Here is a 24223-nt window from a genome sequence, read left to right on the forward strand (position 1 = left end):
ATGAATAAATTCTTTTTGGGTTTATCAGGAAGTCTTTACTCTGCACGGACCAAATCACTGCGATTAGACCTTGGTCGTAGACACACAAGGTTACGATTGACTTGTCAGTCACGGTCTGGCGCTAATCGCGCATCTTAGGATCCAGGGCATCAGACCCCGGGCCAGGAACACAAGAATTAGAAACGAGAGGAGCTTTACATGAACAAGTCCACCTTGGCCCTGGCTGTGGCCGTAGGGGTTTTGGCGCAGCAGGCGGGCGCCGCCGGTTTCATCGAAGACAGCAAGGCCACCTTGGGGCTGCGTAACTTCTACATCAACACCGACAACCGTGATGGCGCTGGTGCGAACAAGAACGAAGAGTGGGGCCAAGGCTTCGATCTGCGTTTCATCTCCGGCTACACCCAAGGCACCGTGCAGTTCGGTGTTGACGCGATCGGCCTGTACGGCGTGCGTCTTGATTCCAGCCCGGCCACCAGTGGCAACTCCGCCGGTACCGCGTCGGGCGGCACCGTGTTCCCAAGCGATGGCAACCGTGCCGTGCATGACTTCGCCAGCCTGGGCGTGACCGGCAAGGTCAAGATCTCTCAGACCGAACTGAAAGTCGGTACCCTGATGCCGAACAACCCGGTCATCAAGTACAACGACGGCCGTCTGCTGCCGCAAACTTTCCAGGGTGAAGCGATCACCTCGAACGAGTTCAAGGATCTGACCCTGACTGCCGGTCAGGTCGAGGCCGTGAAAGGTCGTAACTCCAGCAACAACGAGAACATGTCGATTGCCGGTGCGAACGCTGGTTCGAACTATGACAAAGGCGTGTTCAGCAACAAGTTCTACTACGGTGGTGCGGACTACAAGGTCACCAAAGACCTGACCGCTTCGTACTACTACGGTGAGCTGAAAGACTTCTACTCGCAGAACTTCCTGGGTCTGGTACACAACTGGGCAATCGGCCCGGGCGTACTGAAAAGCGACCTGCGTTACTACCGCAGCCGCGACAACGGTGCCAACGGCGATACCGCTGCCTACTACACCAGCGGCTACTACGGTGGCAAAACCGTCAAGGGCAAAGTCGACAACGATCTGTACAGCTACCTGGCCCTGTACTCGGTTGAAGGTCACACCTTCGGTGCCGGTTACCAGTACACCAAAGGCGACAGCGACTTCCCTTGGCTGAACCAGGGTGACGGCTCGTCGAACAGCACCATCACCGACATGCAGATCCAGAAGTTCGCCCGTGCTGGCGAGCGTACCTGGCAGGCTCGCTACGGCTACGATTTCGCCAAGATCGGCGTTCCTGGCCTGACCGCCAACGTGATCTACCTGCGTGGCAACAACATCGACACTCCGCTGGGCGAAAAAACCGAGTGGGAACGTGACCTGACCATCGGTTACGTGATTCCGGAAGGTCCGCTGAAGAACCTCGGCGTTGCCTGGAAAAACGCGATGTGGCGTACCGACCTGGCGAATACCCGTTCCCAGGACGAAAACCGCCTGATCGTCAGCTACTCGATCCCGCTGCTGTAATAGCGCGCTCAAGCGGCTGATGTAAAAAAGCCCCGTCCGGCATTGCGCCGGACGGGGCTTTTGCATTTTCGGGTCAGGCTCACCCCCGTAAGCCTGTCCCGAAATTTCCCTCTTTTGCAGCTACTCAAGGCCTTCTCGAACCTTGGGGTCGATGTTCGTCGCGATGGCGGCGAGCGTCCAGTGAACGATGTTTAATATTCCTTTAAGTGCTAGATATCTAGTTATTTATTCTTTTTCATGATGGCAAATCCCGAGCTACAGTTGAGTTCTCCAACAACTCATCAGGAGCAGCACCATGAGCCTCAGACTCGGCGACATCGCCCCCGATTTCGAACAGGATTCCAGCGCCGGCAAGATTCGTTTTCACGAGTGGCTGGGCGATAGCTGGGGTGTGCTGTTCTCCCACCCGGCCGACTTCACCCCGGTGTGCACCACCGAGCTGGGCTTCACCGCCAAGCTCAAGGATGAGTTCAGCAAGCGCGGCGTCAAAGCCATTGCGCTGTCGGTGGACCCGGTGGACTCGCACCACAAGTGGATCGAAGACATCAACGAAACCCAGAACACCATCGTCAACTTCCCGATCCTGGCCGATGCCGATCGCAAGGTTTCCGATCTCTATGATCTGATCCACCCGAACGCCAACGACACGCTGACCGTACGTTCGCTGTTCGTGATCGATCCGAACAAGAAGATCCGCCTGACCATCACCTACCCGGCGAGCACCGGACGCAACTTCCACGAGATCCTGCGGGTGATCGATTCGCTGCAGCTTACCGACAACTACAAGGTGGCCACCCCGGCCAACTGGCAGGACGGTGAGGAGGTGGTGATCGTGCCGTCGCTCAAGGATGAGGAAGAGATCAAGCGGCGCTTCCCCAAAGGCTATCGTGAGGTGAAACCATACCTGCGCCTGACGCCGCAGCCGAATCGTTAAGATCAAAAGATCGCAGCCTGCGGCAGCTCCTACAGGAGTAAGCCGATCCATGTAGGAGCTGCCGTAGGCTGCGATCTTTTGGTGCATCCAAATAGCAGGGGATTTCAGGCTGTTTCGACGGCCTTTTTTTCGCGCGCAGTTTGTTGAAATGTATATCTCCAAAATGCATAACCAAATGAATAAATATGATTTATGGATATATAAATCAGCTGGTAAGGTCACTCTCATCGAAGCGAGATCGCAACCCGCGAATCGTCTCTAACGCGCAAGGAATTGTCTGAATGCTGGTCGTCTCACTCGGTGGCAGTCCCAGCCAACGCTCCCGTTCCGGGGTGTTGCTGGAGCGCTCGCAACGCTGGTTGCAGGAGCAGGGGGTGGAAGTGGTGAGTTATCAGGTGCGGGACTTCCCGGCCGAAGACTTGCTCCACGCCCGCTTCGACAGCCCGAAGGTGCTCGACCTGCTGGCGCAGATTGAAAACGCCGACGGTCTGCTGATCGCCACGCCGGTGTACAAGGCGTCGTTTTCCGGCGCACTGAAGACCGTGCTCGATCTGCTCCCGGAACGCGCCCTGAACCACAAGATTGTGCTGCCGATGGCCACGGGCGGCAGCATCGCCCACATGTTGGTGGTCGATTACGCCCTCAAGCCAGTGCTGTCGGCATTGAAAGCCCAGGAAATGCTGCAAGGGATTTTTGCCGAGGACAGCCAGATTGCTTACGGCGAAGGCAGTGCCCAGGCGCAACTGGCGCCGGCGCTGGAGCAGCGTCTGCACGAAGCACTGGAGCAGTTTGTCAGTGCCATGGCCCGCCGGCCGAAACCGCTGGAGCCGGGGCTGTTGAATGAACGTTTGTTGAGTGCTCGCTGGAGCATTTAAGCCTTATCCGAAATTGCTCCACTCACCTTACTCAGCCGCTAACGGCCAAGCAGGTGCAGCCAAAACCCAACAGCAAAAGGAGAGCGCTATGCGCACTGTATTTTTGCGTCGTGGTCTGGTCGCTCTGTTTGCTGCGGCTGTGTCCTTCGGCGCCATTACTCAAGCTCAGGCCGAGACTCTACGGATCGGTTATCAGAAATACGGCACGCTGGTGCTGCTCAAGGCCAAAGGCACACTGGAAAAACGTCTGGCCGCCCAAGGCGTGGACGTGCAATGGACTGAATTCCCCGGCGGCCCGCAACTGCTCGAAGGCCTGAACGTCGGCTCGATCGACTTCGGTGTTACCGGCGAAACCCCACCGGTATTCGCTCAGGCTGCCGGCGCTGACCTGCTCTATGTCGCCTACGAACCGCCAGCGCCGAACAGCGAGGCGATCCTCGTACCGAAAGACTCGCCGATCAAATCGGTCGCCGATCTGAAGGGCAAGAAAGTCGCGCTGAACAAAGGCTCCAACGTGCACTACCTGCTGGTGCGTGCCCTTGAAGATGCCGGCCTCAAATACGCCGATATCCAGACCGTATTCCTGCCGCCGGCCGATGCCCGCGCCGCGTTCGAACGTGGCAGCGTCGACGCCTGGGTCATCTGGGACCCGTACCAGGCCGCTGCCGAGCAACAGCTGCAAGCGCACACCCTGCGTGACGGCAAAGGCATCGTCGACAACCATCAGTTCTACCTCGCGACCAAACCTTACGCGCAGAAAAATCCCGAAGTGATCAAGACCCTCGTCGAAGAAGTGCGCGCCGTGGGCGAGTGGTCCAAAGCCAATCCTGAAGACGTGACCCGACAGGTCGCGCCACTGCTCGGCCTGCCGGCGGACATCACCCTGACCTCGGTGAAGCGCCAGGGCTACGGTGCGCTGTTCCTGACCCCGGACGTGGTCGCCGCGCAACAGAAAATCGCCGACACCTTCTACCAGCTCAAGCTGATTCCCAAGCCGTTGAGCATCAAGGACGTGATCTGGACACCACCGGCCGCTGTGGCCCAAAGCTCGGTTACCCAAGCCCAGTAAATCGAATTCCCAAGGAGACCACTCCATGAGCCTCAACATCTTCTGGTTCCTGCCTACCCACGGCGACGGCCATTACCTTGGCACCGCCGAAGGTGCCCGCGCCGTTGACCACGGTTATCTGCAACAGGTCGCGCAAGCGGCGGATCGTCTGGGTTTTGGCGGCGTGCTGATTCCCACCGGCCGTTCCTGCGAAGACTCGTGGCTGGTGGCCGCGTCGTTGATCCCGGTGACCCAGCGTCTGAAATTCCTTGTCGCCCTGCGCCCCGGGATCATTTCCCCGACGGTCGCGGCGCGGCAGGCAGCGACCCTGGATCGTCTGTCCGGCGGGCGTGCGTTGTTCAACCTGGTGACCGGTGGCGACCCGGAAGAGTTGGCCGGTGATGGTCTGTTCCTCGATCACGAAGCGCGTTATCAGGCTTCGGTGGAATTCACCCGCATCTGGCGTCGCGTGCTGGAAGGCGAAACCGTCGATTACGACGGCGAGCACATCAGCGTGAAGGGCGCCAAACTGCTCTATCCGCCGATCCAGCAACCGCGTCCGCCGCTGTACTTCGGTGGCTCTTCGGAAGCAGCGCAGGATCTCGCTGCCGAACAGGTCGAGATGGTCCTGACCTGGGGCGAGCCGCCAGCGGCGGTGGCCGAGAAGATCGAGCAGGTGCGCGCCAAAGCCGCGAGGCTCGGACGTACCGTGCGCTTCGGCATTCGTCTGCATGTGATTGTGCGCGAAACCAACGCCGAAGCCTGGCAAGCGGCCGACCGGCTGATCTCGCATCTGGACGACGACACCATCAAACGTGCGCAGGCGTCGCTGGCGCGCTTCGACTCGGTCGGCCAGCAACGCATGGCCGCGCTGCACGGCGGCAGTCGCGACAACCTCGAAGTCAGCCCCAACCTGTGGGCCGGCGTCGGCCTGGTGCGCGGCGGCGCCGGTACGGCGCTGGTCGGCGATGGTCCGACCGTGGCCGCCCGCGTGAAGGAGTACGCGGATCTGGGGATCGATACGTTCATCTTCTCCGGTTATCCACACCTCGAAGAGTCGTACCGCGTCGCTGAGCTGCTGTTCCCGCACCTCGACATCGAGCGTCCGGAACTGCCGAAAAGCGCCGGTTACGTCAGCCCGTTCGGCGAGATGGTGGCCAACGACATTCTTCCCAAAGCCGCGTCGCAGAGCTGAGGCGCGCCATGAAGAAACTTATCCACAACCTCGCGCCCTGGGCGTTGCCGGTGTTGTTGCTGGCGGTGTGGCAGTTGTCGGTGTCGGCCGGTTGGTTGTCGACGCGGATTCTGCCGGCACCGGTGGCGGTGATCGAGGCCGGTGTCAGCCTGGTGCGCAGCGGCGAAATCTGGACGCACCTGGCAATCAGCGGCTGGCGCGCCGCGCTGGGTTTCACCATCGGCGGCAGCATCGGCCTGGTGCTGGGCTTCATCACCGGCCTGTCGAAGTGGGGCGAACGCCTGCTCGACAGTTCGGTGCAGATGATTCGCAACGTGCCGCACCTGGCGCTGATTCCGCTGGTGATCCTGTGGTTCGGCATCGACGAGTCGGCGAAGATTTTCCTGGTGGCGTTGGGCACGTTGTTCCCGATCTACCTCAACACTTATCACGGCATCCGCAACGTTGATCCGGCGTTGGTGGAGATGGCGCGCAGTTATGGCTTGAGCGGTTTCAGCCTGTTCTGGCAGGTGATTTTGCCGGGCGCGCTGCCGTCGATTCTGGTCGGCGTGCGCTTTGCGCTGGGCTTCATGTGGCTGACGCTGATCGTTGCCGAAACCATTTCCGCCAGCTCCGGCATCGGCTATCTGGCGATGAATGCCCGGGAGTTTTTGCAGACCGATGTGGTGGTGCTGGCGATCCTGCTTTACGCGGTGCTCGGCAAACTCGCCGACCTCGCGGCCCGTGGACTTGAACGTGTGTGGTTGCGCTGGCACCCGGCTTATCAGGTTGCCAAGGGAGGTGTGGCATGACCGCTCAACAACCTCCACGCCTGCTGCGCGGGATTCCGCTGGTGGTGCGCAACCTGCAGAAAACCTTTGGTGCGCGGCAGGTGTTGCGCGACATCGACCTGCACATTCCAGCGGGGCAATTCGTCGCCGTGGTCGGGCGCAGCGGGTGCGGCAAGAGCACGTTCCTGCGTCTGCTCGCCGGCCTCGATCAACCGACGGGCGGCGACCTGTTGGCCGGTGCCGCCCCGCTGAGCGATGCGCGGGAAGACACCCGGCTGATGTTCCAGGAAGCCCGGCTGCTGCCGTGGAAAAAGATCATCGACAACGTCGGCCTTGGCCTTAACGGCAACTGGCGCCCGCAAGCGCTGGAGGCGCTGGAAGCGGTGGGTCTGGCCGATCGTGCCAACGAATGGCCGGCCGCCTTGTCCGGTGGACAGAAGCAGCGCGTGGCGCTGGCCCGGGCGCTGATTCATCAACCGCGCCTGCTGCTGCTCGACGAGCCACTGGGTGCGCTGGATGCGCTGACCCGGATCGAGATGCAGCAACTGATCGAACGCCTCTGGCAACAGCGTGGCTTCACCGTGCTGCTGGTGACCCATGACGTCAGCGAAGCGGTGGCGATTGCCGACCGGGTGATTCTGATCGAGGACGGCGAAGTCGGCCTCGACCTGCCAGTGGAGCTGCCACGCCCGCGAGTGCGCGGATCGCATCGACTGGCGGCGCTGGAGACCGAAGTGCTCAACCGTGTTCTGTCCCTGCCTGGCGAACCGCCGGAGCCGGAACCTGTTTCACCACTGCCTACGCAATTGCGCTGGGCTCAATAACTCAAGTTACCTCCAACGACAGGAATCAAAGCCATGACTATCAAAGCCATCAACGTGCGCAACCAGTTCAAAGGCTCGATCAAGGAAATCGTTCTCGGCGACGTGCTGTCGGAAATCGACGTGCAGACCGCCTCCGGCATCGTCACTTCGGTGATCACCACCCGCTCGGTCAAGGAGCTGGAACTGGCGGTGGGCAGCGAAGTGATCGCCTTCGTGAAATCCACCGAGGTGTCGATCGCCAAGTTGTAAGCCTGTGAGTAAAAAACAACCCCGAAAGGCGTGAGCCCTTCGGGGTTTTTTGTACCTGGCTTGAAATCGGCTGAGCGGTCTTCGCGAGCAGGCTCGCTCCCACAGGGAACCGCATTCCAAATGTGGGAGCGAGCCTGCTCGCGAAGAGGCCGGTAAAGACGCTAGAGAATTCTTTTGGGCAGATACGGCGGCAAATACAGCCCGATGTAAGCATCAAACACCCGCATCCCTTCCTCGGCCATGCGCGGCGTGATCTGCCCGTGCTGCTGCACCGAGCGCGCATACACGCGGTCGCCCAACTCCATCGCCAGCGCAAACACGTCGACATCGCTCGGCAGGCGCGGCAATTCGAAATGATGGTCGAACAACTTGTGCATCAGGTCGCCGAGTTCGATGTCGTGTTGCCGGTCGGCCTGGGTCACTTCGGTGAGGCCATGCTGGGCGAGGATCAACTGGCGGGCCGCAGCGTCTTCGTCGTAGATCTCCAGCATCCGCTCCTCGACCAGCCGCGACAGGTCGCGCCAGTCGCGCAGGGCATCGTGGTCGATCGGCGCTTGCAGGCAGGCGCGAAACGCCGCGTGCACATCGGCGGTCAATGCTTCGAGCAGCGCCGGGACGCTGGCGAAGAAGTGGTAGACCGAGGAGGGCGGAATCTGCGCGCGTTCGGCGACGCTGTAGATCGACAGGCTGGCCACACCCTCGGCAGCCAGCAGCGTGCGCGCGGCTTCGAGTATCGAGTCGATGCGCGCCTGGCTGCGGGCACGGGGTTTACGAACGGGGGCGGGACGCGTCATGGAAGTCTCCTGCGGGGCAGCGGGCATTGTACGAGCCGGCTCTTGTGTTGTCTCGTCGGCCGCTTTCGCGAGCAGGCTCGCTCCCACAGGGAGGTTCTGTGTGCACAGTATTCATGTTCACTGGAGTTTAACTGTGGGAGCGAGCCTGCTCGCGAACCGCCGCAGGCGGCCATAAAAAAAACGCCGTTGGCTGAATCAGCTGACGGCGTTCTGTTTGGCACTACAACCGCTTAAACGGTATGCAGATACCAGTTGTACTCAAGGTCGGAGATGGAGTGTTCGAACTCCTCCAGCTCGCTTTCCTTGCAGGCGACGAAGATATCGATGTATTTCGGATCGATGTACTTGGCCATCACCTCGCTGTCGTCCAGCTCACGCAGGGCATCGCGCAAGTTGTTCGGCAGGCTTTGCTCGTTCTGCTCGTAGCTGTTGCCTTCGACCGGGGCGCCCGGTTCGATCTTGTTCACCAGACCGTGATGCACACCAGCCAGGACCGAAGCCATCAGCAGGTACGGGTTGGCGTCGGCACCGGCCACGCGGTGTTCGATCCGTACGGCATCGGCAGAGCCAGTCGGCACGCGGATCGCCACGGTGCGGTTGTCCAGGCCCCAGCACGGCGAGTTCGGTACATAGAACTGCGCGCCGAAACGGCGGTACGAGTTGACGTTCGGGCAGAGGAAAGCCATCTGCGCCGGCAGGGTCTCGAGCACACCGCCGATCGCGTGACGCAGCGCGGCGTTCTGCTCGGGATCCTCGCTTGCAAAGATGTTCTTGCCATCTTTGTCGAGCACCGAGATGTGGACATGCAGACCGTTACCAGCCTGGCCCGGGTACGGCTTGGCCATGAAGGTGGTGTCCATTTCATGGTCGTAGGCGATGTTCTTGATCAGACGCTTGAGCAGTACCGCGTAGTCGCATGCCTTGATCGGGTCGGCGACGTGGTGCAGGTTCACTTCGAACTGCGCCGGGGCACTTTCCTTGACGATGGCGTCGGCCGGGATGCCTTGCTCTTTGGCGCCTTCCAGAATGTCCTGGAGGCAGTCGACGTATTCGTCGAGGTCGTCGATCAGGTAGACCTGAGTCGAGTGCGGGCGTTTGCCGGAAATCGGCGAGCGTGGCGGCTGTGGACGGCCGTTCACGTTTTCCTGGTCGATCAGGTAGAACTCCAGCTCGAAGGCTGCGCAGATGGTCAAGCCGAGCTCGTCAAACTTTGCAACAACTTGACGGAGCACTTCGCGCGGATCGGCGAAGAACGGGTCGCCTTCGAGTTCGTGCATGGTCATCAACAGTTGCGCGGTCGGGCGCTTCTGCCATGGCTCGTTGCACAGGGTATCGGGGATTGGATAGCAGATCCGGTCGGCGTCGCCGATGTCCAGACCCAGGCCGGTGCTTTCCACCGTAGAACCATTGATATCCAGAGCAAATAGAGAGGCCGGCAGGTTGATGCCTTTCTCGTAAACCTTGTGGAGGCTGGTGCGTTCGATGCGCTTGCCGCGCACCACACCATTCATATCCGCAATCAGAAGGTCAACGTACAGAACCTCAGGATGTTCCTTAAGGAACGCGTTCGCTTCGTTAAGCTGAACGGCACGCGGGGGTACCGACATGATGCAACACCTTTGTTGTTAAAAATATCAATCATTGATCTTTTCTGGTTTCAGTCAACCCGAACGGCATGCCGAAGTCAAGCGAGGCCTTTTTTGCCCTAAAAAAGCGCTGCGAGGGCATTTATGGGGCACTTTGGGGCAGTTTTTTGTCCTTGGGACGCTTGGCACCCGCGGGCTTGAGCAGGCCGTGTTGTATTTTTTACGGGGGTGTTGTGTAAAAAAATGAACAAGGCTAAGCTCCGATCAAACCCATAACAGCAATAATACCGGGGTGCTTCATGTCTCGCCTGCCGTTAATCGGCATCACCGACTGCTCGCAACAGTCCGGTCTGCATGCTCAACACATCAGTGGCGACCAATCCGTCCGTAGTGCAGCCCGCAAGGCTCGCGGGCAGTTGACGATGTCCTCGTCCGCATCAGGCCAAACGGCAGCGTCCGTTATTCTGGACGTACGGCAAAGCATTCTGTTTATGGCGTCTTCCTTCAATATAGATCCCTTTGAGTCCCAAAGCCTGTGCCGCTTCCCCAGCCGTGCTCATGATTCTGCACGCCTTGAATGTGCACAGGAAATGCAACGCCAGCGTAAAGGGCAGGTAAGCTCCTCTTTCATTGTCGATGCGCGGTGCCAGGCGTAAGCCGGCACTGCGCGCAAGCAAGCCCCCTTTAACGCGACGCCACGGCGTCAAACTTTGCCTGACACGATGTCAGGAGACTCAGCCCAGAGGCATTTATGAGTAACAACCTCGACCAGCTCACCGATTGGTTGAAAGACCACAAGATCACAGAAGTCGAATGCATGATCGGCGACTTGACCGGTATCACCCGGGGCAAGATCTCGCCGACCAACAAGTTCATCGCCGAAAAGGGCATGCGCCTGCCGGAAAGCGTGCTGTTGCAGACCGTGACCGGCGACTACGTCGAAGACGACATCTATTACGAACTGCTCGACCCGGCCGATATCGACATGATCTGCCGTCCCGACCAGAACGCCGTGTACCTGGTGCCATGGGCCATCGAGCCGACCGCCCAGGTGATCCACGACACCTACGACAAGCAAGGCAACCCGATCGAGCTGTCGCCGCGCAACGTGCTCAAGAAGGTCCTGAAACTCTACGCCGACAAGGGCTGGCAGCCGATCGTGGCGCCGGAGATGGAGTTCTACCTGACCAAGCGCAGTGACGACCCCGACTATCCGCTGCAGCCGCCTATCGGCCGCTCGGGCCGTCCGGAAATCGGGCGTCAGTCGTTCTCCATCGAAGCGGCGAACGAGTTCGACCCGCTGTTCGAGGACGTCTACGACTGGTGCGAACTGCAGGAGCTGGACCTCGACACGCTGATCCACGAAGACGGCACGGCACAGATGGAAATCAACTTCCGTCACGGCGATGCACTGTCGCTGGCCGACCAGATCCTGGTGTTCAAGCGCACCATGCGCGAAGCCGCGCTCAAGCACGACGTGGCCGCCACCTTCATGGCCAAGCCGATGACCGGCGAGCCGGGCAGTGCGATGCACTTGCACCAGAGCATCATCGACATCGAGACCGGCAAGAACGTGTTCTCCAATGAAGACGGGACCATGAGCCAGCTGTTCCTGCACCACATCGGTGGCCTGCAGAAACTGATCCCGGAATTGCTCCCGCTGTTCGCGCCGAACGTAAACTCGTTCCGCCGCTTCCTGCCGGACACCTCGGCGCCGGTGAACGTGGAGTGGGGCGAAGAGAACCGCACCGTGGGCCTGCGCGTCCCGGATGCCGGCCCGCAGAACCGCCGCGTGGAAAACCGCCTGCCGGGCGCCGACGCCAACCCGTACCTGGCGATTGCCGCGAGCCTGCTCTGCGGTTACATCGGCATGGTCGAAGGCCTCAATCCGAGCGCTCCGGTGGTCGGTCGTGGCTATGAACGCCGCAACCTGCGCCTGCCGCTGACCATCGAAGACGCGCTGGAGCGTATGGAAAACAGCGCAACCATCGAGAAATACCTGGGCAAGACCTTCATCACCGGCTACGTCGCGGTCAAGCGGGCCGAGCATGAAAACTTCAAGCGCGTGATCAGTTCCTGGGAGCGTGAGTACCTGCTCTTCGCTGTCTGATACGCCGGGCGCGGCTGGCAGCAGCCGCGCCTTCACCGATAACAAGGAGAATTGGCATGACCAGCAACAACCCGCAAACCCGTGAGTGGCAAGCCCTGAGCAGCGAACACCACCTGGCCCCGTTCAGCGACTTCAAGCAACTGAAAGAGAAGGGCCCACGGATCATCACCAACGCCAAGGGCGTGTACCTGTGGGACAGCGAGGGCAACAAGATCCTCGATGGCATGGCGGGTCTGTGGTGCGTGGCGATCGGTTATGGCCGCGATGAGCTGGCCGACGCAGCTGCCAAGCAGATGCGCGAACTGCCTTACTACAACCTGTTTTTCCAGACTGCGCACCCGCCGGCACTGGAACTGGCCAAGGCCATCGCCGACGTGGCGCCGGAAGGCATGAACCATGTGTTCTTCACCGGTTCCGGCTCCGAAGGCAACGACACCATGCTGCGCATGGTTCGCCACTACTGGGCGATCAAGGGCCAGCCGAACAAGAAAGTCATCATCAGCCGCAAGAACGGTTATCACGGTTCCACCGTGGCCGGCGCGAGCCTGGGCGGCATGACCTACATGCACGAACAGGGCGATTTGCCGATCCCGGGCATCGTCCACATCGCGCAGCCGTACTGGTTCGCCGAGGGCGGCGACATGTCGCCGGAAGAGTTCGGCATCTGGGCCGCCAATCAGCTGGAAGAGAAGATTCTCGAAGTGGGCGTGGACAACGTCGGTGCGTTCATTGCCGAGCCGATCCAGGGCGCTGGCGGCGTGATCATTCCGCCTGATACCTATTGGCCGCGCATCAAGGAAATCCTCGCCAAGTACGACATTCTGTTCGTCGCTGATGAGGTGATCTGCGGTTTCGGCCGTACCGGCGAGTGGTTCGGTTCGGATTTCTACGACCTGAAACCGGACATGATGACCATCGCCAAAGGCCTGACCTCCGGTTACATCCCGATGGGTGGCCTGATCGTCCGTGATGAAGTGGTGAAAGTGCTCAACGAAGGTGGCGACTTCAACCACGGCTTCACCTACTCCGGGCACCCGGTGGCGGCAGCGGTGGGTCTGGAAAACATCCGGATCCTGCGCGACGAGAAAATTATCGAGAACGCGCACAACGAAACGGCACCGTATTTGCAGAAACGTCTGCGCGAACTCAACGACCACCCGTTGGTGGGCGAAGTGCGCGGCGTCGGTTTGCTGGGGGCGATCGAGCTGGTGCAGGACAAGGCCACTCGCAAGCGTTACGAAGGTCGGGGCGTGGGCATGATCTGCCGGCAGTTCTGCTTCGATAACGGCCTGATCATGCGCGCCGTGGGCGACACCATGATCATTGCGCCGCCGCTGGTGATCAGCAAGGCGGAGATCGATGAGCTGGTGACCAAGGCACGCAAGTGCCTGGACCTGACCCTCAGTGCGTTGCAAGCCTAAGTGCTAGGCTTCGAGCGGGGGAGCTGCGGCGCTCTCGCTCGAAGGTGTCAGAAAGGTGGGCCTTTTCTTGAAAGACCGCCTCCGATCTTGCCAGACTAGCCGCAGTTCCAGTTGTCGGGGTTCGGCCGCTGAACAAAGTGGTTCAAAAAAGAAAAATTTGGAGCATGACGCATGAAGGCATTAGGTAAAAAGCTTGCTGGCAAGACTCTTCTCGCGCTGTCCGTCGCGGGCATGATGGCGGGTGCGGTTCACGCGGACGACAAGGTACTGCACGTTTACAACTGGTCCGACTACATCGCTCCGGACACCATTGCCAACTTTGAGAAAGAGTCCGGGATCAAAGTCGTTTACGACGTATTCGACAGTAACGAAACCCTGGAAGCCAAACTGCTGGCGGGCAAATCCGGTTACGACGTCGTTGTGCCGTCGAACAACTTCCTGGCCAAGCAGATCAAGGCCGGTGTTTATCAGGAGCTGGACCAGTCCAAGCTGCCAAACTGGAAGAACCTGAACCAGGACCTGCTCAAGGCCGTGTCGGTCAGCGATCCGGGCAACAAGCACGCCTTCCCGTACATGTGGGGTTCGATCGGTATCGGTTACAACCCGGAGAAGGTCAAGGCTGCCCTGGGCGTCGACACCATCGACTCGTGGGACGTGCTGCTCAAGCCGGAAAACATCGCCAAGCTCAAGGGCTGCGGTGTGAGCTTCCTCGATTCGCCGACCGAAATGCTCCCGGTCGCGCTGCACTACCTGGGCCTGCCTACCGACACCCAGAAGAAAGAAGACATCAAGAAAGCCGAGGACCTGTTCCTCAAGATTCGTCCTTCGATCACCTACTTCCACTCCTCCAAGTACATCTCGGACCTGGCCAACGGCAACATCTGCGTAGCGGTCGGTTACTCGGGTGACGTGCAGCAGGCCAAGTCCCGTGCCGCCGAGGCCGGTGACAAGGTGAAAGTCAGCTACGCCATTCCGAAAGAAGGCGCTGGCAGCTTCTTCGACATGGTCGCCATCCCTAAAGATGCCGAAAACGTCGAAGGCGCCTACAAGTTCATGACCTTCCTGCAGAAGCCTGAAGTCATGGCCGGCATCACCAACGCCGTACGCTTCCCGAACGGTAACGCTGCTGCGACCGCTCTGGTGGAAAAAGACATCACCAGCGATCCAGGCATTTACCCGCCAGCCGACGTGCAGGCCAAGCTGTATGCGATCGCCGACTTGCCGGCCGCTACCCAGCGCGAAATGACCCGCAGCTGGACCAAGATCAAATCCGGTAAATAAGCCGGTTTGAAGCAGCAACCGCTGGCTGTCGTCGCCATGACGGCGGTCAGCGGATCAATTAAATGACAGAAAGTTTTGCTGGATCGGTTTTTCGAAGGTAAGTTGCGCGCCGGTTTTGTTGCCGGGCAACCGTGACTGTCATGCAGCACGGGGCAACTTGGGCCCAACTAAATTAGAGGACCTCCACTTGCCTATTTTTTCTTCTTTGCGCAAAGCCCTGCTGGCCACTGCCGGCCTGACGATCGCTGTCGGAGCCCAGGCCGCCGGTACGGTGCATATTTATAACTGGTCGGATTACATCGGCGAGACCACCCTGGCCGACTTCCAGAAAGAGACCGGGATCAAACCGGTGTACGACGTGTTCGATTCCAACGAGACCCTGGAAGGCAAGCTGCTGGCCGGGCGTACCGGTTACGACGTGGTCGTGCCGTCGAACCACTTCCTTGGCAAGCAGATCAAGGCAGGCGCGTTCCAGAAGCTCGACAAGTCGCAGCTGCCGAACTATGCGAATCTCGATCCGGTGCTGCTCAAGCGCCTGGAGCAGAACGATCCGGGCAACCAGTACGCGGTGCCGTACCTGTGGGGCACCAACGGCATCGGCTACAACGTCGACAAGGTCAAGGCCGTGCTCGGTATCGACAAGATCGACTCCTGGAGCGTGCTGTTCGAACCGGAGAACATCAAGAAGCTGCACAGCTGCGGCGTCGCGTTCCTCGACTCGGCCGATGAAATGATGCCGACCGTGCTCAACTACATGGGCCTGAACGCCAACAGCACCAATCCGAAGGATTACGCCAAGGCCACCGACAAACTGCTGGCCGTGCGTCCTTACGTCACCTACTTCCACTCCTCGAAATACATCGGTGATCTGGCCAACGGCGACATCTGCGTGGCCATCGGTTTCTCCGGTGACATCTTCCAGGCCAAGCACCGTGCCGAGGAAGCCAAGAAGGGTGTGAACATCGCCTACTCGATTCCGAAAGAGGGCGGCGCGCTGTGGTTCGACATGCTGGCGATTCCGAAGGACTCGTCCAACGTCAAAGAGGCCCACGCCTTCATCAACTATTTGCTGAAACCTGAGGTGATCGCCCAGGTCAGTGATTACGTCGGTTACGCCAACCCCAACCCGGGGTCGGACAAGCTGATGGAGCAGTCCATCCGCACCGATGAAGCGGTTTATCCACCGCAAGCAGTCCTCGACAAGACTTACGTGTCGGTCGAGTTGCCACCCAATATTCAGCGTTTGATGACCCGTAGCTGGACCAAGGTCAAGTCGGGCAAGTAAGGCACAAACTATCCTGGGTTCGTCCGCATGGGGCGAACTGCACTGTTTTTTTCTGGGAGTTTCGTAAATGGCAGTTGCCTCCGGCGCCTATAAGAAAGCCCTCGAGGGCGACCAGACACCTAAGCAGGTGTTGGTCAAAATCGACCGGGTCACGAAGAAGTTCGACGAGACGATTGCCGTGGACGATGTGTCCCTGGAAATCAAAAAGGGCGAAATTTTCGCCCTGCTCGGCGGTTCGGGATCGGGCAAATCCACACTGCTGCGGATGCTGGCAGGGTTCGAACGGCCCACGGAGGGGCGCATTTTCCTCGACGGCGTCGACATCACCGACATGCCGCCGTACGAGCGACCGATCAACATGATGTTCCAGTCGTACGCCTTGTTCCCGCACATGACCGTGGCGCAGAACATCGCCTTCGGCCTCAAGCAGGACAAGATCCCCAACGCCGAGATCGATGCGCGTGTGGCCGAGATGCTCAAACTGGTGCAGATGAGCCAGTACGCCAAGCGCAAGCCGCATCAACTGTCCGGCGGTCAGCGTCAACGTGTGGCACTGGCGCGTTCGCTGGCCAAGCGGCCGAAGCTGCTGCTGCTCGATGAGCCGATGGGCGCACTGGACAAGAAACTGCGTTCGCAGATGCAGCTGGAGCTGGTGGAAATCATCGAGCGCGTGGGCGTGACCTGCGTGATGGTGACCCACGACCAGGAAGAGGCCATGACCATGGCCGAGCGCATCGCGATCATGCACCTGGGCTGGATCGCCCAGATCGGCAGCCCGATCGACATCTACGAAACCCCGACCAGCCGTCTGGTCTGCGAATTCATCGGCAACGTGAACATCTTCGAAGGCGAAGTGATCGACGACGCCGAAGGCCACGCGACCATCACCTGCAAGGACCTCGACCGGCAGATCTATGTCGGCCACGGCATCAGCACCTCGGTGCAGGACAAATCCGTGACCTACGCGATTCGTCCGGAGAAGCTGCTGGTCACCGCCGAGATGCCGACCTGCGAATACAACTGGTCCAGCGGCAAGGTGCATGACATCGCCTACCTCGGTGGGCACTCGGTGTTCTACGTCGAATTGCCGAGTGGCAAGCTGGTGCAGTCGTTCGTCGCCAACGCCGAGCGTCGCGGCCAGCGTCCGACCTGGGGTGATCAGGTTTACGTGTGGTGGGAAGACGACAGCGGCGTGGTACTTCGCTCATGAACATGCGCAAATTCAAACGCCGGCTCAATCGAATAATTCCCGGTGGCCGCCAGTTGGTCATCGGGGTTCCCTTCATCTGGCTGTTCCTGTTCTTCATGCTGCCGTTCTTCATCGTCCTGAAGATCAGCTTTGCCGAAGCCGACGTGGCCATTCCGCCGTACACCGAGATCTACACCTTCGCCGAGCAGAAGCTGCAACTGCTGCTGAACCTTGGCAACTACGCAATGCTCGGCGACGACGAGTTGTACATTGCGGCGTACCTTGGCTCGCTGAAGATGGCTTTCTTCAGCACGCTGTTGTGCCTGCTGATCGGCTACCCGATGGCCTACGCCATCGCCAGCGCCCGTAAAGAGCTGCAGACGGTGCTGGTGCTGCTGATCATGATGCCGACCTGGACCGCGATCCTGATCCGTGTTTATGCGTGGATGGGCATTCTCAGCAACAACGGCCTGCTCAACGGGTTCCTGATGAGCATGGGCCTGATCGACGAGCCGCTGCAGATCCTCAACACCAACCTCGCGGTGTACATCGGTGTTGTCTACTCGTACCTGCCGTTCATGATCCTGCCGCTGTACGCCAACCTGGTGAAGCACGATCACAGCTTGCTGGAGGCCGCTGCCGACCTCGGTTCGAGCACCTTCAACAGCTTCTGGAAAATCACCATTCCACTGTCCAAGAACGGGATCATTGCCGGCTGCATGCTGGTGTTCATTCCAGTGGTCGGCGAGTTCGTGATTCCGGAACTGCTCGGTGGCCCGGAAACCCTGATGATCGGTAAAGTGCTCTGGCAAGAGTTCTTCAACAACCGTGACTGGCCGGTGGCGTCTGCCCTGGCGGTGGTGATGCTGGCGATCCTGATTGTGCCGATCATCCTGTTCAACCGCAGTCAGGCCAAGGAAATGGAGGGTAAAGAATGAAGCGCTTCCGTTTCTCCAGCCTGATGCTGGTTCTGGGTCTGTTGTTCATCTACCTGCCGATGCTGATCCTGGTGATCTACTCGTTCAACGCCTCGAAACTGGTGACCGTGTGGGGCGGCTGGTCGATCAAGTGGTACGTCGGCCTGCTCGACAACACCCAACTGATGGGCTCGGTGGTGCGCTCCCTGGAAATCGCCTGCTATACCGCCGTTGCGGCGGTGGCGCTGGGTACGCTTGCAGCCTTTGTGCTGACCCGCATCACCCACTTCAAGGGCCGCACGCTGTTCGGTGGCCTGGTGACGGCGCCTTTGGTGATGCCCGAAGTGATTACCGGTCTGTCGCTGTTGCTGCTGTTCGTGGCCATGGCGCAGATGATCGGCTGGCCGCAGGAACGTGGCATCGTCACCATCTGGATCGCCCACACCACGTTCTGTGCAGCGTATGTGGCGGTGGTGGTGTCGGCGCGTCTGCGTGAGCTGGACCTGTCGATCGAAGAGGCAGCCATGGACCTCGGTGCGCGGCCGTGGAAGGTGTTCTTCCTGATCACCATCCCGATGATCGCGCCTTCGTTGGCAGCGGGCGGCATGATGTCGTTCGCGCTGTCGCTGGACGATCTGGTACTGGCGAGCTTCGTCTCCGGCCCGGGTTCGACGACCCTGCCGATGGAAGTGTTCTCGGCGGTGCGTCTGGGGGTGAAACCTGAGATCAATGCCGTGGCCAGCCTGATTCTGCTGGCGGTATCGCTGGTGACCTTCCTGGTGTGGTTCTTCAGCCGCCGCGCCGAAGAAGCGCGCAAGAAAGCCATCCAGCAAGCCATCGAAGAAAGCGCCGCCGATTCGTGGAAACAACCGGACGTGCGCCGCGCGCCTGCGCCGGAAGCGGCCTGACAGGCAAAAAGATCGCAGCCTGCGGCAGCTCCTACAGGGATCGCATTCCACTGTAGGAGCTGCCGCAGGCTGCGATCTTTTGCTTTTGGAGCTCAGGAAATCCAGGGAGATTGGCGGATGACCTCGACAAAGTTCATCGGCTTGAACCCCGGCTCCTGATCCACCAGCACATCGGTCTTCACATTACCGAACGTGGTCTGCGGACGATAGCGCACGCCGTCGGCAAACGCGCAGATGATGCATTCCTTGAAACCTTCCCCGCGTGGATGCGCATGCACCACCGCCTCGCGCTGGGTACTGCTGAACGCCGCGTAATCCATCCCCAACACGTCCATCTCGACACCCGCCGTCACCAGCGCCACAGTCGGCCGCAGATGTTTGGGCACGCCCGGCGTGGTGTGCAGGGCAATCGACAGCCAGACCTGTTCGATGTCGTCATCGCTGAGCCCGTACGGTTTGAGAAACGCCGCTGCCGCGTTGGCGCCATCCACTTCGAAACGCTCGTCGTCACTGCGATAGCCCTCGACCAGTCCGAGGTCGTGGAACATCGCGCCGACATACAGCAGCTCCGGGTTGTAGGTCAGTTGTTGACGTTCGCCGCTCAGCGCACCGAACAGAAATACCCGGCGCGAGTGGTGGTAGAGCAGGTCGGATTCGATGTCGCGAATGTACTCGGTGGTGGCCCGGGCGAGGACGCTGTCGGGGATTTTGATGCCGGCAATGGTCGTGCTCATAAGGTGTTTCCTCGTCGAAAACGCCGTCGTGGCGCTGATGGACAAAGTCTGTTCCCCGAGGCACTGAACGGACAATCAACCCATGGCTGCGATCCTTGCCAATCGACCTGCAAATCGTGCCAACTCACCTTGCACGGCAGAGTGCAGTCCAATTGTGGCGAGGGAGCTTGTCGAATCGTCGCACCGTCCCGCTCGGCTGCGCAGCAGTCGTAAATCCGGCGTCCGCGTATTGACTGACATAATCCGGTTGAATGGTATTGGGGCCGCTTCGCAGCCCAGCGGGAGCAAGCTCCCTCGCCACAATGATTGCCTGGAGGCTTATGAACAGAACCATCGCCATCGTGGTGTTCCCCGGCGTGCAGGCGCTGGATGTCAGCGGGCCGATGGATGTGTTTGCCGAGGCCAATCGTTTTCTGCCGTCTGAGGATCACTATCGGCTGGAGGTGATCAGCGTCGAGCATGGCCCGATGGCCTGTTCCAACGGTTTGAACCTCAGCGCTCACCGGCACTTCAGCGAGGCGCTCGACGCCTGGGACCTGTTGCTCGTCGCCGGCGGCCCGCAGTTACCGTTTCTGGATTTCGGCAAAGGCTTCGACACCTGGCTGCGCGAGGCCAGTGCCCGTGCGCGGCGTTTTGGCTCGATCTGCAACGGCGCGTTCATGCTGGCGCGGGCGGGGCTGCTGGACGGGCGAACGGTAACCACCCACTGGAACGATGCCCAAGCGCTGGCGCAATTGTGTCCATCGGCGCGGGTCGAAGCCGATCGCCTGTATGTCGAGGACGGTGCACTCTATACCTCGGCCGGGGTTACGGCGGGGATCGATCTGTCGCTGTACCTGTTAGCCCGCGATCACGGCGCTGACGTGGCGCTGAGCGTGGCCAAACGGCTGGTGGTGTTCACCCAGCGCTCGGGCGGACAGTCGCAGTTCAGTCCGTTCCTCACGCCGCATGCGGAGCCGACCTCGGCGGTGGCGATGGTGCAGTTGTATGTGCTGGCCAATCTCACCGGCGACCTGACGATTGCCGACCTGGCGAATGCGGCGAACATGAGCGCGCGCAATTTTTCCCGGGTGTTTGCCCGCGAAGCCCGGGTCACCCCGGCAGAGTTCGTCGAAAGTGCGCGAGTCGATGCGGCACGGGTGCTGCTCGAAAGCACCACGGCGCCACTGAAGACCGTGGCTTATCAGTGCGGGTTTCGCGATGCGCAGCACATGCGCAGTGTGTTCAATCGCCGGTTGGGGGTGACGCCGCAGCTGTTTCGGCTGAATTTTGCCGGGCTGCTCTGAGTCCTTGCTGTGTGGCTGATGACCCCTTCGCGAGCAGGCTCGCTCCCACATTTGAAATGCATTCCCATGTGGGAGCGAGCTTGCTCGCGAAGGGGCCGGTGCCGTCAGCACAAATCTATTGCGCAGCCCGCGCCGGCAACAGCTTCAACGTACTGCGGGTATTGGCCGTCACCTCTTCCTCGCTGAAGTGCGCCTGCACATACATTCCCTCGATGTACTCTTCGGCCTGATCGTCATAGTGGCTGTCGAACGGCACACCGCTCTGGCCGACCGGGTTGATGGTCAGGCTGTGTGCCGGGTCGGCGAAGTCCACCAGCCGCCGCGTCGAAGGCCCGTAAGTCACTGGCCATGGCGCCGGGCCAAGTTTGGCCGAAAGGTTGTTCGGCACTTCGTGGCTGCCCGGCGCAGCGAACGGCCCGACATTGACGATCCGGTCCAGCGGCTTCTGCTGACCCAACGGATGGCCATGGGTCAGGGTGTGCGCCGTGCCCCATTGCCAGTCCGACGGGTTGTCGCCGAGGGTCTGTTTCAGGTGCGCCATGCTCGCCTGCCACGCCGCTTTGACGATGTCGGCGCGAGTCTCCTTGTTCGGCGTGTTGCGGTTGTCCCACCACGGCGAATCGGCGTTCGCCGTCAGGCGCGGCAGGGCGGCGTCGATCACCCGGGTTGATAGCAGCGTCTCGAAGAAATCGTTGCCCAACTCATCGCGCATCGCCGCATCAGCGAGGTCGTAGAGGAACTGGTTGAACACGGTGGCGCTCACCGAATCCAGCGGATAGTCGCCCGGCCACTGCGCCAGTTGCTCGACCAGTTTCAGTTGCGCCGGATCGCTCACCACTTCACGCAGCACCGGCAGCAATGGCGCCAGGGTACGCGGGCCGTAACAGGTGGTGGTGCCCAGTTGCAGCTTCTGGTTGGCCTCGTTGCTCCATTTCACGTTCTTGTCACTGAGCTGGCGATTGAGCTGCTGGCCGCGATCGGCGAGGTTGTAGTAACCGGGAATCTCCATCCCGGTCGGCGACAGCGGCTGGAAGTTGGCCGAGACGATGTAGCCGCGCGCCGGATTTTCCTCCTGCGGGTTGGCGCTGAACGGGTAGTAACCGTCCTTGTCCGCCTGATTGCCGCTGCCGTCGAGAATGAACTCCGGTTTGACCCCGGCCGGGCGTTTGGGCAACAGCGCCGAGGCCCACCACGCGATGTCACCCTTGGCGTTGGCGTAGACGATGTTCAGCCCCGGCGCCTGCACCTTCGCCGCTGCGGCGCGGGCCTTGGCCAGGGTGTCGGCGCGGTTGAGCTGGTAGAAACCTTCGAGGATCGGGTTCGGCGTTTCGAGGAATGCCCACCACATGGCGATCGGTGTCTTGCCGGCGGCAGTGCCGAGGGCGTCGTTGACGATCGGGCCATGGGGCGACTGGCGCAGGGTCAGCGTCACCGGCGCCTGGCCCTTCACCGCGATCTGCTGTTCGGAGCTGAGCAGATCGGTCCACTGGCCGTGGTACCAGACCTGATTCGGGTTGTCCGGGTTGACCTTCTCGGCGATCAGATCCAGATCGTCGTTCTGGAACATGGTCAGGCTCCAGCCGAAATCCAGGTTGTGCCCCAGGAACGCGAACGGCACCAGCGCCTGATGATGGCCGTAAAGCTCAAACCCCGGCGCCGACAGTTGTGCTTCGTACCACACCGAAGGCACCGAGAAACGAATGTGCGGGTCGCCGGCCAGCAGCGGTTTGCCGCTCTGGCTGCGACTGCCGGCAATCACCCAGGCATTGCTGCCTTCGAATTGCGGCAGGCCGTTTTCAATCAGCGCCTGCTCGCTGAGGCGGGCGAGAGCGTTGAGGTCTTTCCAGTCGTCGGCGGCAAGGGTCGGCGTCTTCTTGGCGTGACCTTTGGCGAGCACGCCTTGGGGCTGCCAGTCGAGGTCGAAGACGTTGAGGTAATCAGCGCCGAGTTGATCGCGCACGTAGGTCAGCAACGGCTCGGTGCGAAACGCGGCGGCAAAGCTGTAGGCCATGTAACCGGCGACGCTGATGCTGTCTTCGGCGGTGAACGGCCGCTTGGGGATGCCCAGCACGTCGAACTCGATCGGCGCGGCGTGGCTGTCCTGATATTGGTTGATGCCGTCCAGATAGGCTTGCAGGGCCTTCCACGCCGGTGACTGCTTATCGAGACTGGCGACATAACGGGCGGCGCGTTCGCGGATGCGCAGGCTGCGGAACAGTTTGTCGGTGTCGAGCAGCTTCGGCCCTAGCACTTCGGCCAACTCGCCACGCGCGAGGCGGCGCATGGCTTCCATCTGGAACAGGCGATCTTGAGCGTGCACGTAGCCGAGGGCGCGATACAGGTCGGTCTCGTTTTCGGCGCGGATGTGCGGCACCCCGCGTTCGTCGTAACGCACCGTCACCGAACCCTGCAGGTTGCGCAGCTCCACCTGACCCTGACGCGTTGGTTGCTTGCTGTAGAGGTAGGCGCCGATGCTGGCGAGCAGGACAACGATGAGCAAGGCAAGAACGGTGAAGACGCGTTTCATGGTGACTCCTTGTGCATGCGGGATTGCCGCCCGTCGGGCTGCAAACAATTAGCACAGACCTTCCGTGCCGTGCATCGCTGTCCTCGAAAAGTCCGGAATGCCTTACTGCACCACCACCGGCCAAGGGCAGTAACACCCGACCGCCAGGGTGTGCGTGGCGTTGACCGGGCGATCATCCATCAGCGCGTTGAGGATCGGTTCAATAAAGCTGTTGCTGGAGTTGCAGGTCAGGCCTTCGCTGTAGGGGCCGAAGTACGCCAGTTTGCCGCTGCGGTCCCAGATCGCCACGGCGGGGCTGGCCGGTACCTGCTCGGAACCGGGCAACACCGTGATGTGTTTCAGATTGCTCAGGGTCGCGGGCAACTGGCCGTGGCTGCCAGCTTTTTGCACGGCGAAGAACTCCACACCGCGCGGACCGAACTGCTCGACCATTTCCGTCAGGTGCTGTTGATTGCCGACGTTGCATGGGCAGGCCGGATCCCAGAAGTGCACGAGGCGGATTTTGCCGGGGCCGGCCAGCTCATCCGGCAGGCGCAGCGAATCACCGGAAAACACCGCGGTGTGCTGACTGAACGCGCGCAGGTAGCGCCCTTGAAACCAGTCGTACGCTGCCCACAGCACCCCGGCGCACACAAGCGCGAGCAGGCTGGCAAACAGTGCGGTGCGGTAGGGCGAGCGCATGGTTTTTCGATCCTCGAAGGGGGGCTAGCTTGCCATGCTTGCTGCAACAGATGAATATCGCAGGTCGATAAAGTCTGTTTACCGC

General features: G+C 60.6%; 21 protein-coding genes. 16 read left to right on the forward strand and 5 right to left on the reverse strand.

Going from position 1 to position 24223, the window contains the following annotated elements; genetic code table 11:
- Positions 1 to 198 precede the first annotated feature (198 nt).
- From ACM6HV_RS09010 to ACM6HV_RS09045, 8 genes are all read left to right on the forward strand, one after another.
- Complete coding sequence (locus tag ACM6HV_RS09010; RefSeq protein WP_041072104.1) at positions 199 to 1524, forward strand: OprD family porin; 1326 nt, start codon at positions 199 to 201, stop codon at positions 1522 to 1524.
- A 295-nt stretch (positions 1525 to 1819) separates the two neighbouring features.
- Complete coding sequence (locus ACM6HV_RS09015; RefSeq protein WP_414904012.1) at positions 1820 to 2458, forward strand: peroxiredoxin; 639 nt, start codon at positions 1820 to 1822, stop codon at positions 2456 to 2458.
- 281 nt (positions 2459 to 2739) lie between these two features.
- Positions 2740 to 3333, forward strand: a complete 594-nt coding sequence (gene ssuE / locus ACM6HV_RS09020) for an NADPH-dependent FMN reductase (RefSeq protein ID WP_041072109.1) — start codon at positions 2740 to 2742, stop codon at positions 3331 to 3333.
- 88 nt (positions 3334 to 3421) lie between these two features.
- Positions 3422 to 4402, forward strand: a complete 981-nt coding sequence (locus ACM6HV_RS09025) for a sulfonate ABC transporter substrate-binding protein (protein ID WP_414904013.1) — start codon at positions 3422 to 3424, stop codon at positions 4400 to 4402.
- Positions 4403 to 4427: 25 nt separating this feature from the next.
- A complete protein-coding gene (ssuD, locus tag ACM6HV_RS09030; protein WP_041072113.1) occupies positions 4428 to 5576 on the forward strand; it encodes an FMNH2-dependent alkanesulfonate monooxygenase in 1149 nt (382 codons plus the stop codon).
- An 8-nt stretch (positions 5577 to 5584) separates the two neighbouring features.
- A complete protein-coding gene (ssuC, locus tag ACM6HV_RS09035; protein WP_047297201.1) occupies positions 5585 to 6367 on the forward strand; it encodes an aliphatic sulfonate ABC transporter permease SsuC in 783 nt (260 codons plus the stop codon).
- Positions 6364 to 7170, forward strand: a complete 807-nt coding sequence (gene ssuB / locus ACM6HV_RS09040; protein ID WP_145593644.1) for an aliphatic sulfonates ABC transporter ATP-binding protein — start codon at positions 6364 to 6366, stop codon at positions 7168 to 7170. Before ssuC ends, ssuB begins: the two co-directional genes overlap by 4 nt.
- Before the next feature lie 33 nt (positions 7171 to 7203).
- Positions 7204 to 7419: a TOBE domain-containing protein gene (locus ACM6HV_RS09045; RefSeq protein WP_007967989.1), complete on the forward strand. Its 216-nt coding sequence runs from the start codon at positions 7204 to 7206 to the stop codon at positions 7417 to 7419.
- A 161-nt stretch (positions 7420 to 7580) separates the two neighbouring features.
- Here the strand turns inward: ACM6HV_RS09045 and ACM6HV_RS09050 are convergent, their stop codons facing one another.
- Both ACM6HV_RS09050 and ACM6HV_RS09055 read right to left on the reverse strand, forming a co-directional pair.
- Complete coding sequence (locus tag ACM6HV_RS09050) at positions 7581 to 8213, reverse strand: TetR/AcrR family transcriptional regulator (protein WP_027610513.1); 633 nt, start codon at positions 8211 to 8213, stop codon at positions 7581 to 7583.
- A gap of 230 nt (positions 8214 to 8443) precedes the next feature.
- Positions 8444 to 9820, reverse strand: a complete 1377-nt coding sequence (locus ACM6HV_RS09055) for a glutamine synthetase family protein (RefSeq protein WP_003229254.1) — start codon at positions 9818 to 9820, stop codon at positions 8444 to 8446.
- Between the two features lie 730 nt (positions 9821 to 10550).
- On the opposite strand from ACM6HV_RS09055, the gene ACM6HV_RS09060 reads away from it, so the two are divergent.
- The 7 genes from ACM6HV_RS09060 to ACM6HV_RS09090 all read left to right on the forward strand — a co-directional run bounded on the left by ACM6HV_RS09060 (position 10551) and on the right by ACM6HV_RS09090 (position 18910).
- A complete protein-coding gene (locus ACM6HV_RS09060; RefSeq protein WP_007967993.1) occupies positions 10551 to 11909 on the forward strand; it encodes a glutamine synthetase family protein in 1359 nt (452 codons plus the stop codon).
- Between the two features lie 56 nt (positions 11910 to 11965).
- Positions 11966 to 13330: an aspartate aminotransferase family protein gene (locus ACM6HV_RS09065; RefSeq protein WP_121182522.1), complete on the forward strand. Its 1365-nt coding sequence runs from the start codon at positions 11966 to 11968 to the stop codon at positions 13328 to 13330.
- Positions 13331 to 13501: 171 nt separating this feature from the next.
- Complete coding sequence (locus ACM6HV_RS09070) at positions 13502 to 14611, forward strand: polyamine ABC transporter substrate-binding protein (protein ID WP_047297197.1); 1110 nt, start codon at positions 13502 to 13504, stop codon at positions 14609 to 14611.
- Positions 14612 to 14798: 187 nt separating this feature from the next.
- Complete coding sequence (locus ACM6HV_RS09075; RefSeq protein ID WP_041072123.1) at positions 14799 to 15896, forward strand: polyamine ABC transporter substrate-binding protein; 1098 nt, start codon at positions 14799 to 14801, stop codon at positions 15894 to 15896.
- Between the two features lie 67 nt (positions 15897 to 15963).
- On the forward strand, positions 15964 to 17106 hold the full coding sequence (locus ACM6HV_RS09080; protein WP_003229245.1) for an ABC transporter ATP-binding protein: 1143 nt from the start codon (positions 15964 to 15966) through the stop codon (positions 17104 to 17106).
- A gap of 35 nt (positions 17107 to 17141) precedes the next feature.
- Positions 17142 to 18023 (forward strand): ABC transporter permease subunit, encoded by an 882-nt coding sequence (locus ACM6HV_RS09085; protein WP_414904154.1) that lies wholly within the window; start codon positions 17142 to 17144, stop codon positions 18021 to 18023.
- The gene (locus ACM6HV_RS09090) at positions 18020 to 18910 is read left to right on the forward strand and encodes an ABC transporter permease subunit (protein ID WP_047297195.1); all 891 of its coding nucleotides are present in this window, start codon (positions 18020 to 18022) and stop codon (positions 18908 to 18910) included. Before ACM6HV_RS09085 ends, ACM6HV_RS09090 begins: the two co-directional genes overlap by 4 nt.
- 92 nt (positions 18911 to 19002) lie before the next feature.
- Here the strand turns inward: ACM6HV_RS09090 and ACM6HV_RS09095 are convergent, their stop codons facing one another.
- Positions 19003 to 19644 (reverse strand): HD domain-containing protein, encoded by a 642-nt coding sequence (locus tag ACM6HV_RS09095; RefSeq protein ID WP_414904014.1) that lies wholly within the window; start codon positions 19642 to 19644, stop codon positions 19003 to 19005.
- A 320-nt stretch (positions 19645 to 19964) separates the two neighbouring features.
- Here ACM6HV_RS09095 and ACM6HV_RS09100 point away from each other — a divergent pair, with 320 nt between their 5' ends.
- Complete coding sequence (locus ACM6HV_RS09100; protein WP_414904015.1) at positions 19965 to 20930, forward strand: GlxA family transcriptional regulator; 966 nt, start codon at positions 19965 to 19967, stop codon at positions 20928 to 20930.
- Between the two features lie 115 nt (positions 20931 to 21045).
- On the opposite strand, the gene ACM6HV_RS09105 is transcribed toward ACM6HV_RS09100, so the two are convergent.
- Positions 21046 to 23457, reverse strand: a complete 2412-nt coding sequence (locus tag ACM6HV_RS09105) for a penicillin acylase family protein (RefSeq protein WP_414904016.1) — start codon at positions 23455 to 23457, stop codon at positions 21046 to 21048.
- 102 nt (positions 23458 to 23559) lie between these two features.
- On the reverse strand, positions 23560 to 24138 hold the full coding sequence (locus ACM6HV_RS09110) for a DUF6436 domain-containing protein (protein WP_414904017.1): 579 nt from the start codon (positions 24136 to 24138) through the stop codon (positions 23560 to 23562).
- Between the last annotated feature and the right edge of the window lie 85 nt (positions 24139 to 24223).

This window comes from Pseudomonas sp. IT-P260 (assembly GCF_949768395.1).
GTDB lineage: Bacteria > Pseudomonadota > Gammaproteobacteria > Pseudomonadales > Pseudomonadaceae > Aquipseudomonas > Aquipseudomonas parakoreensis.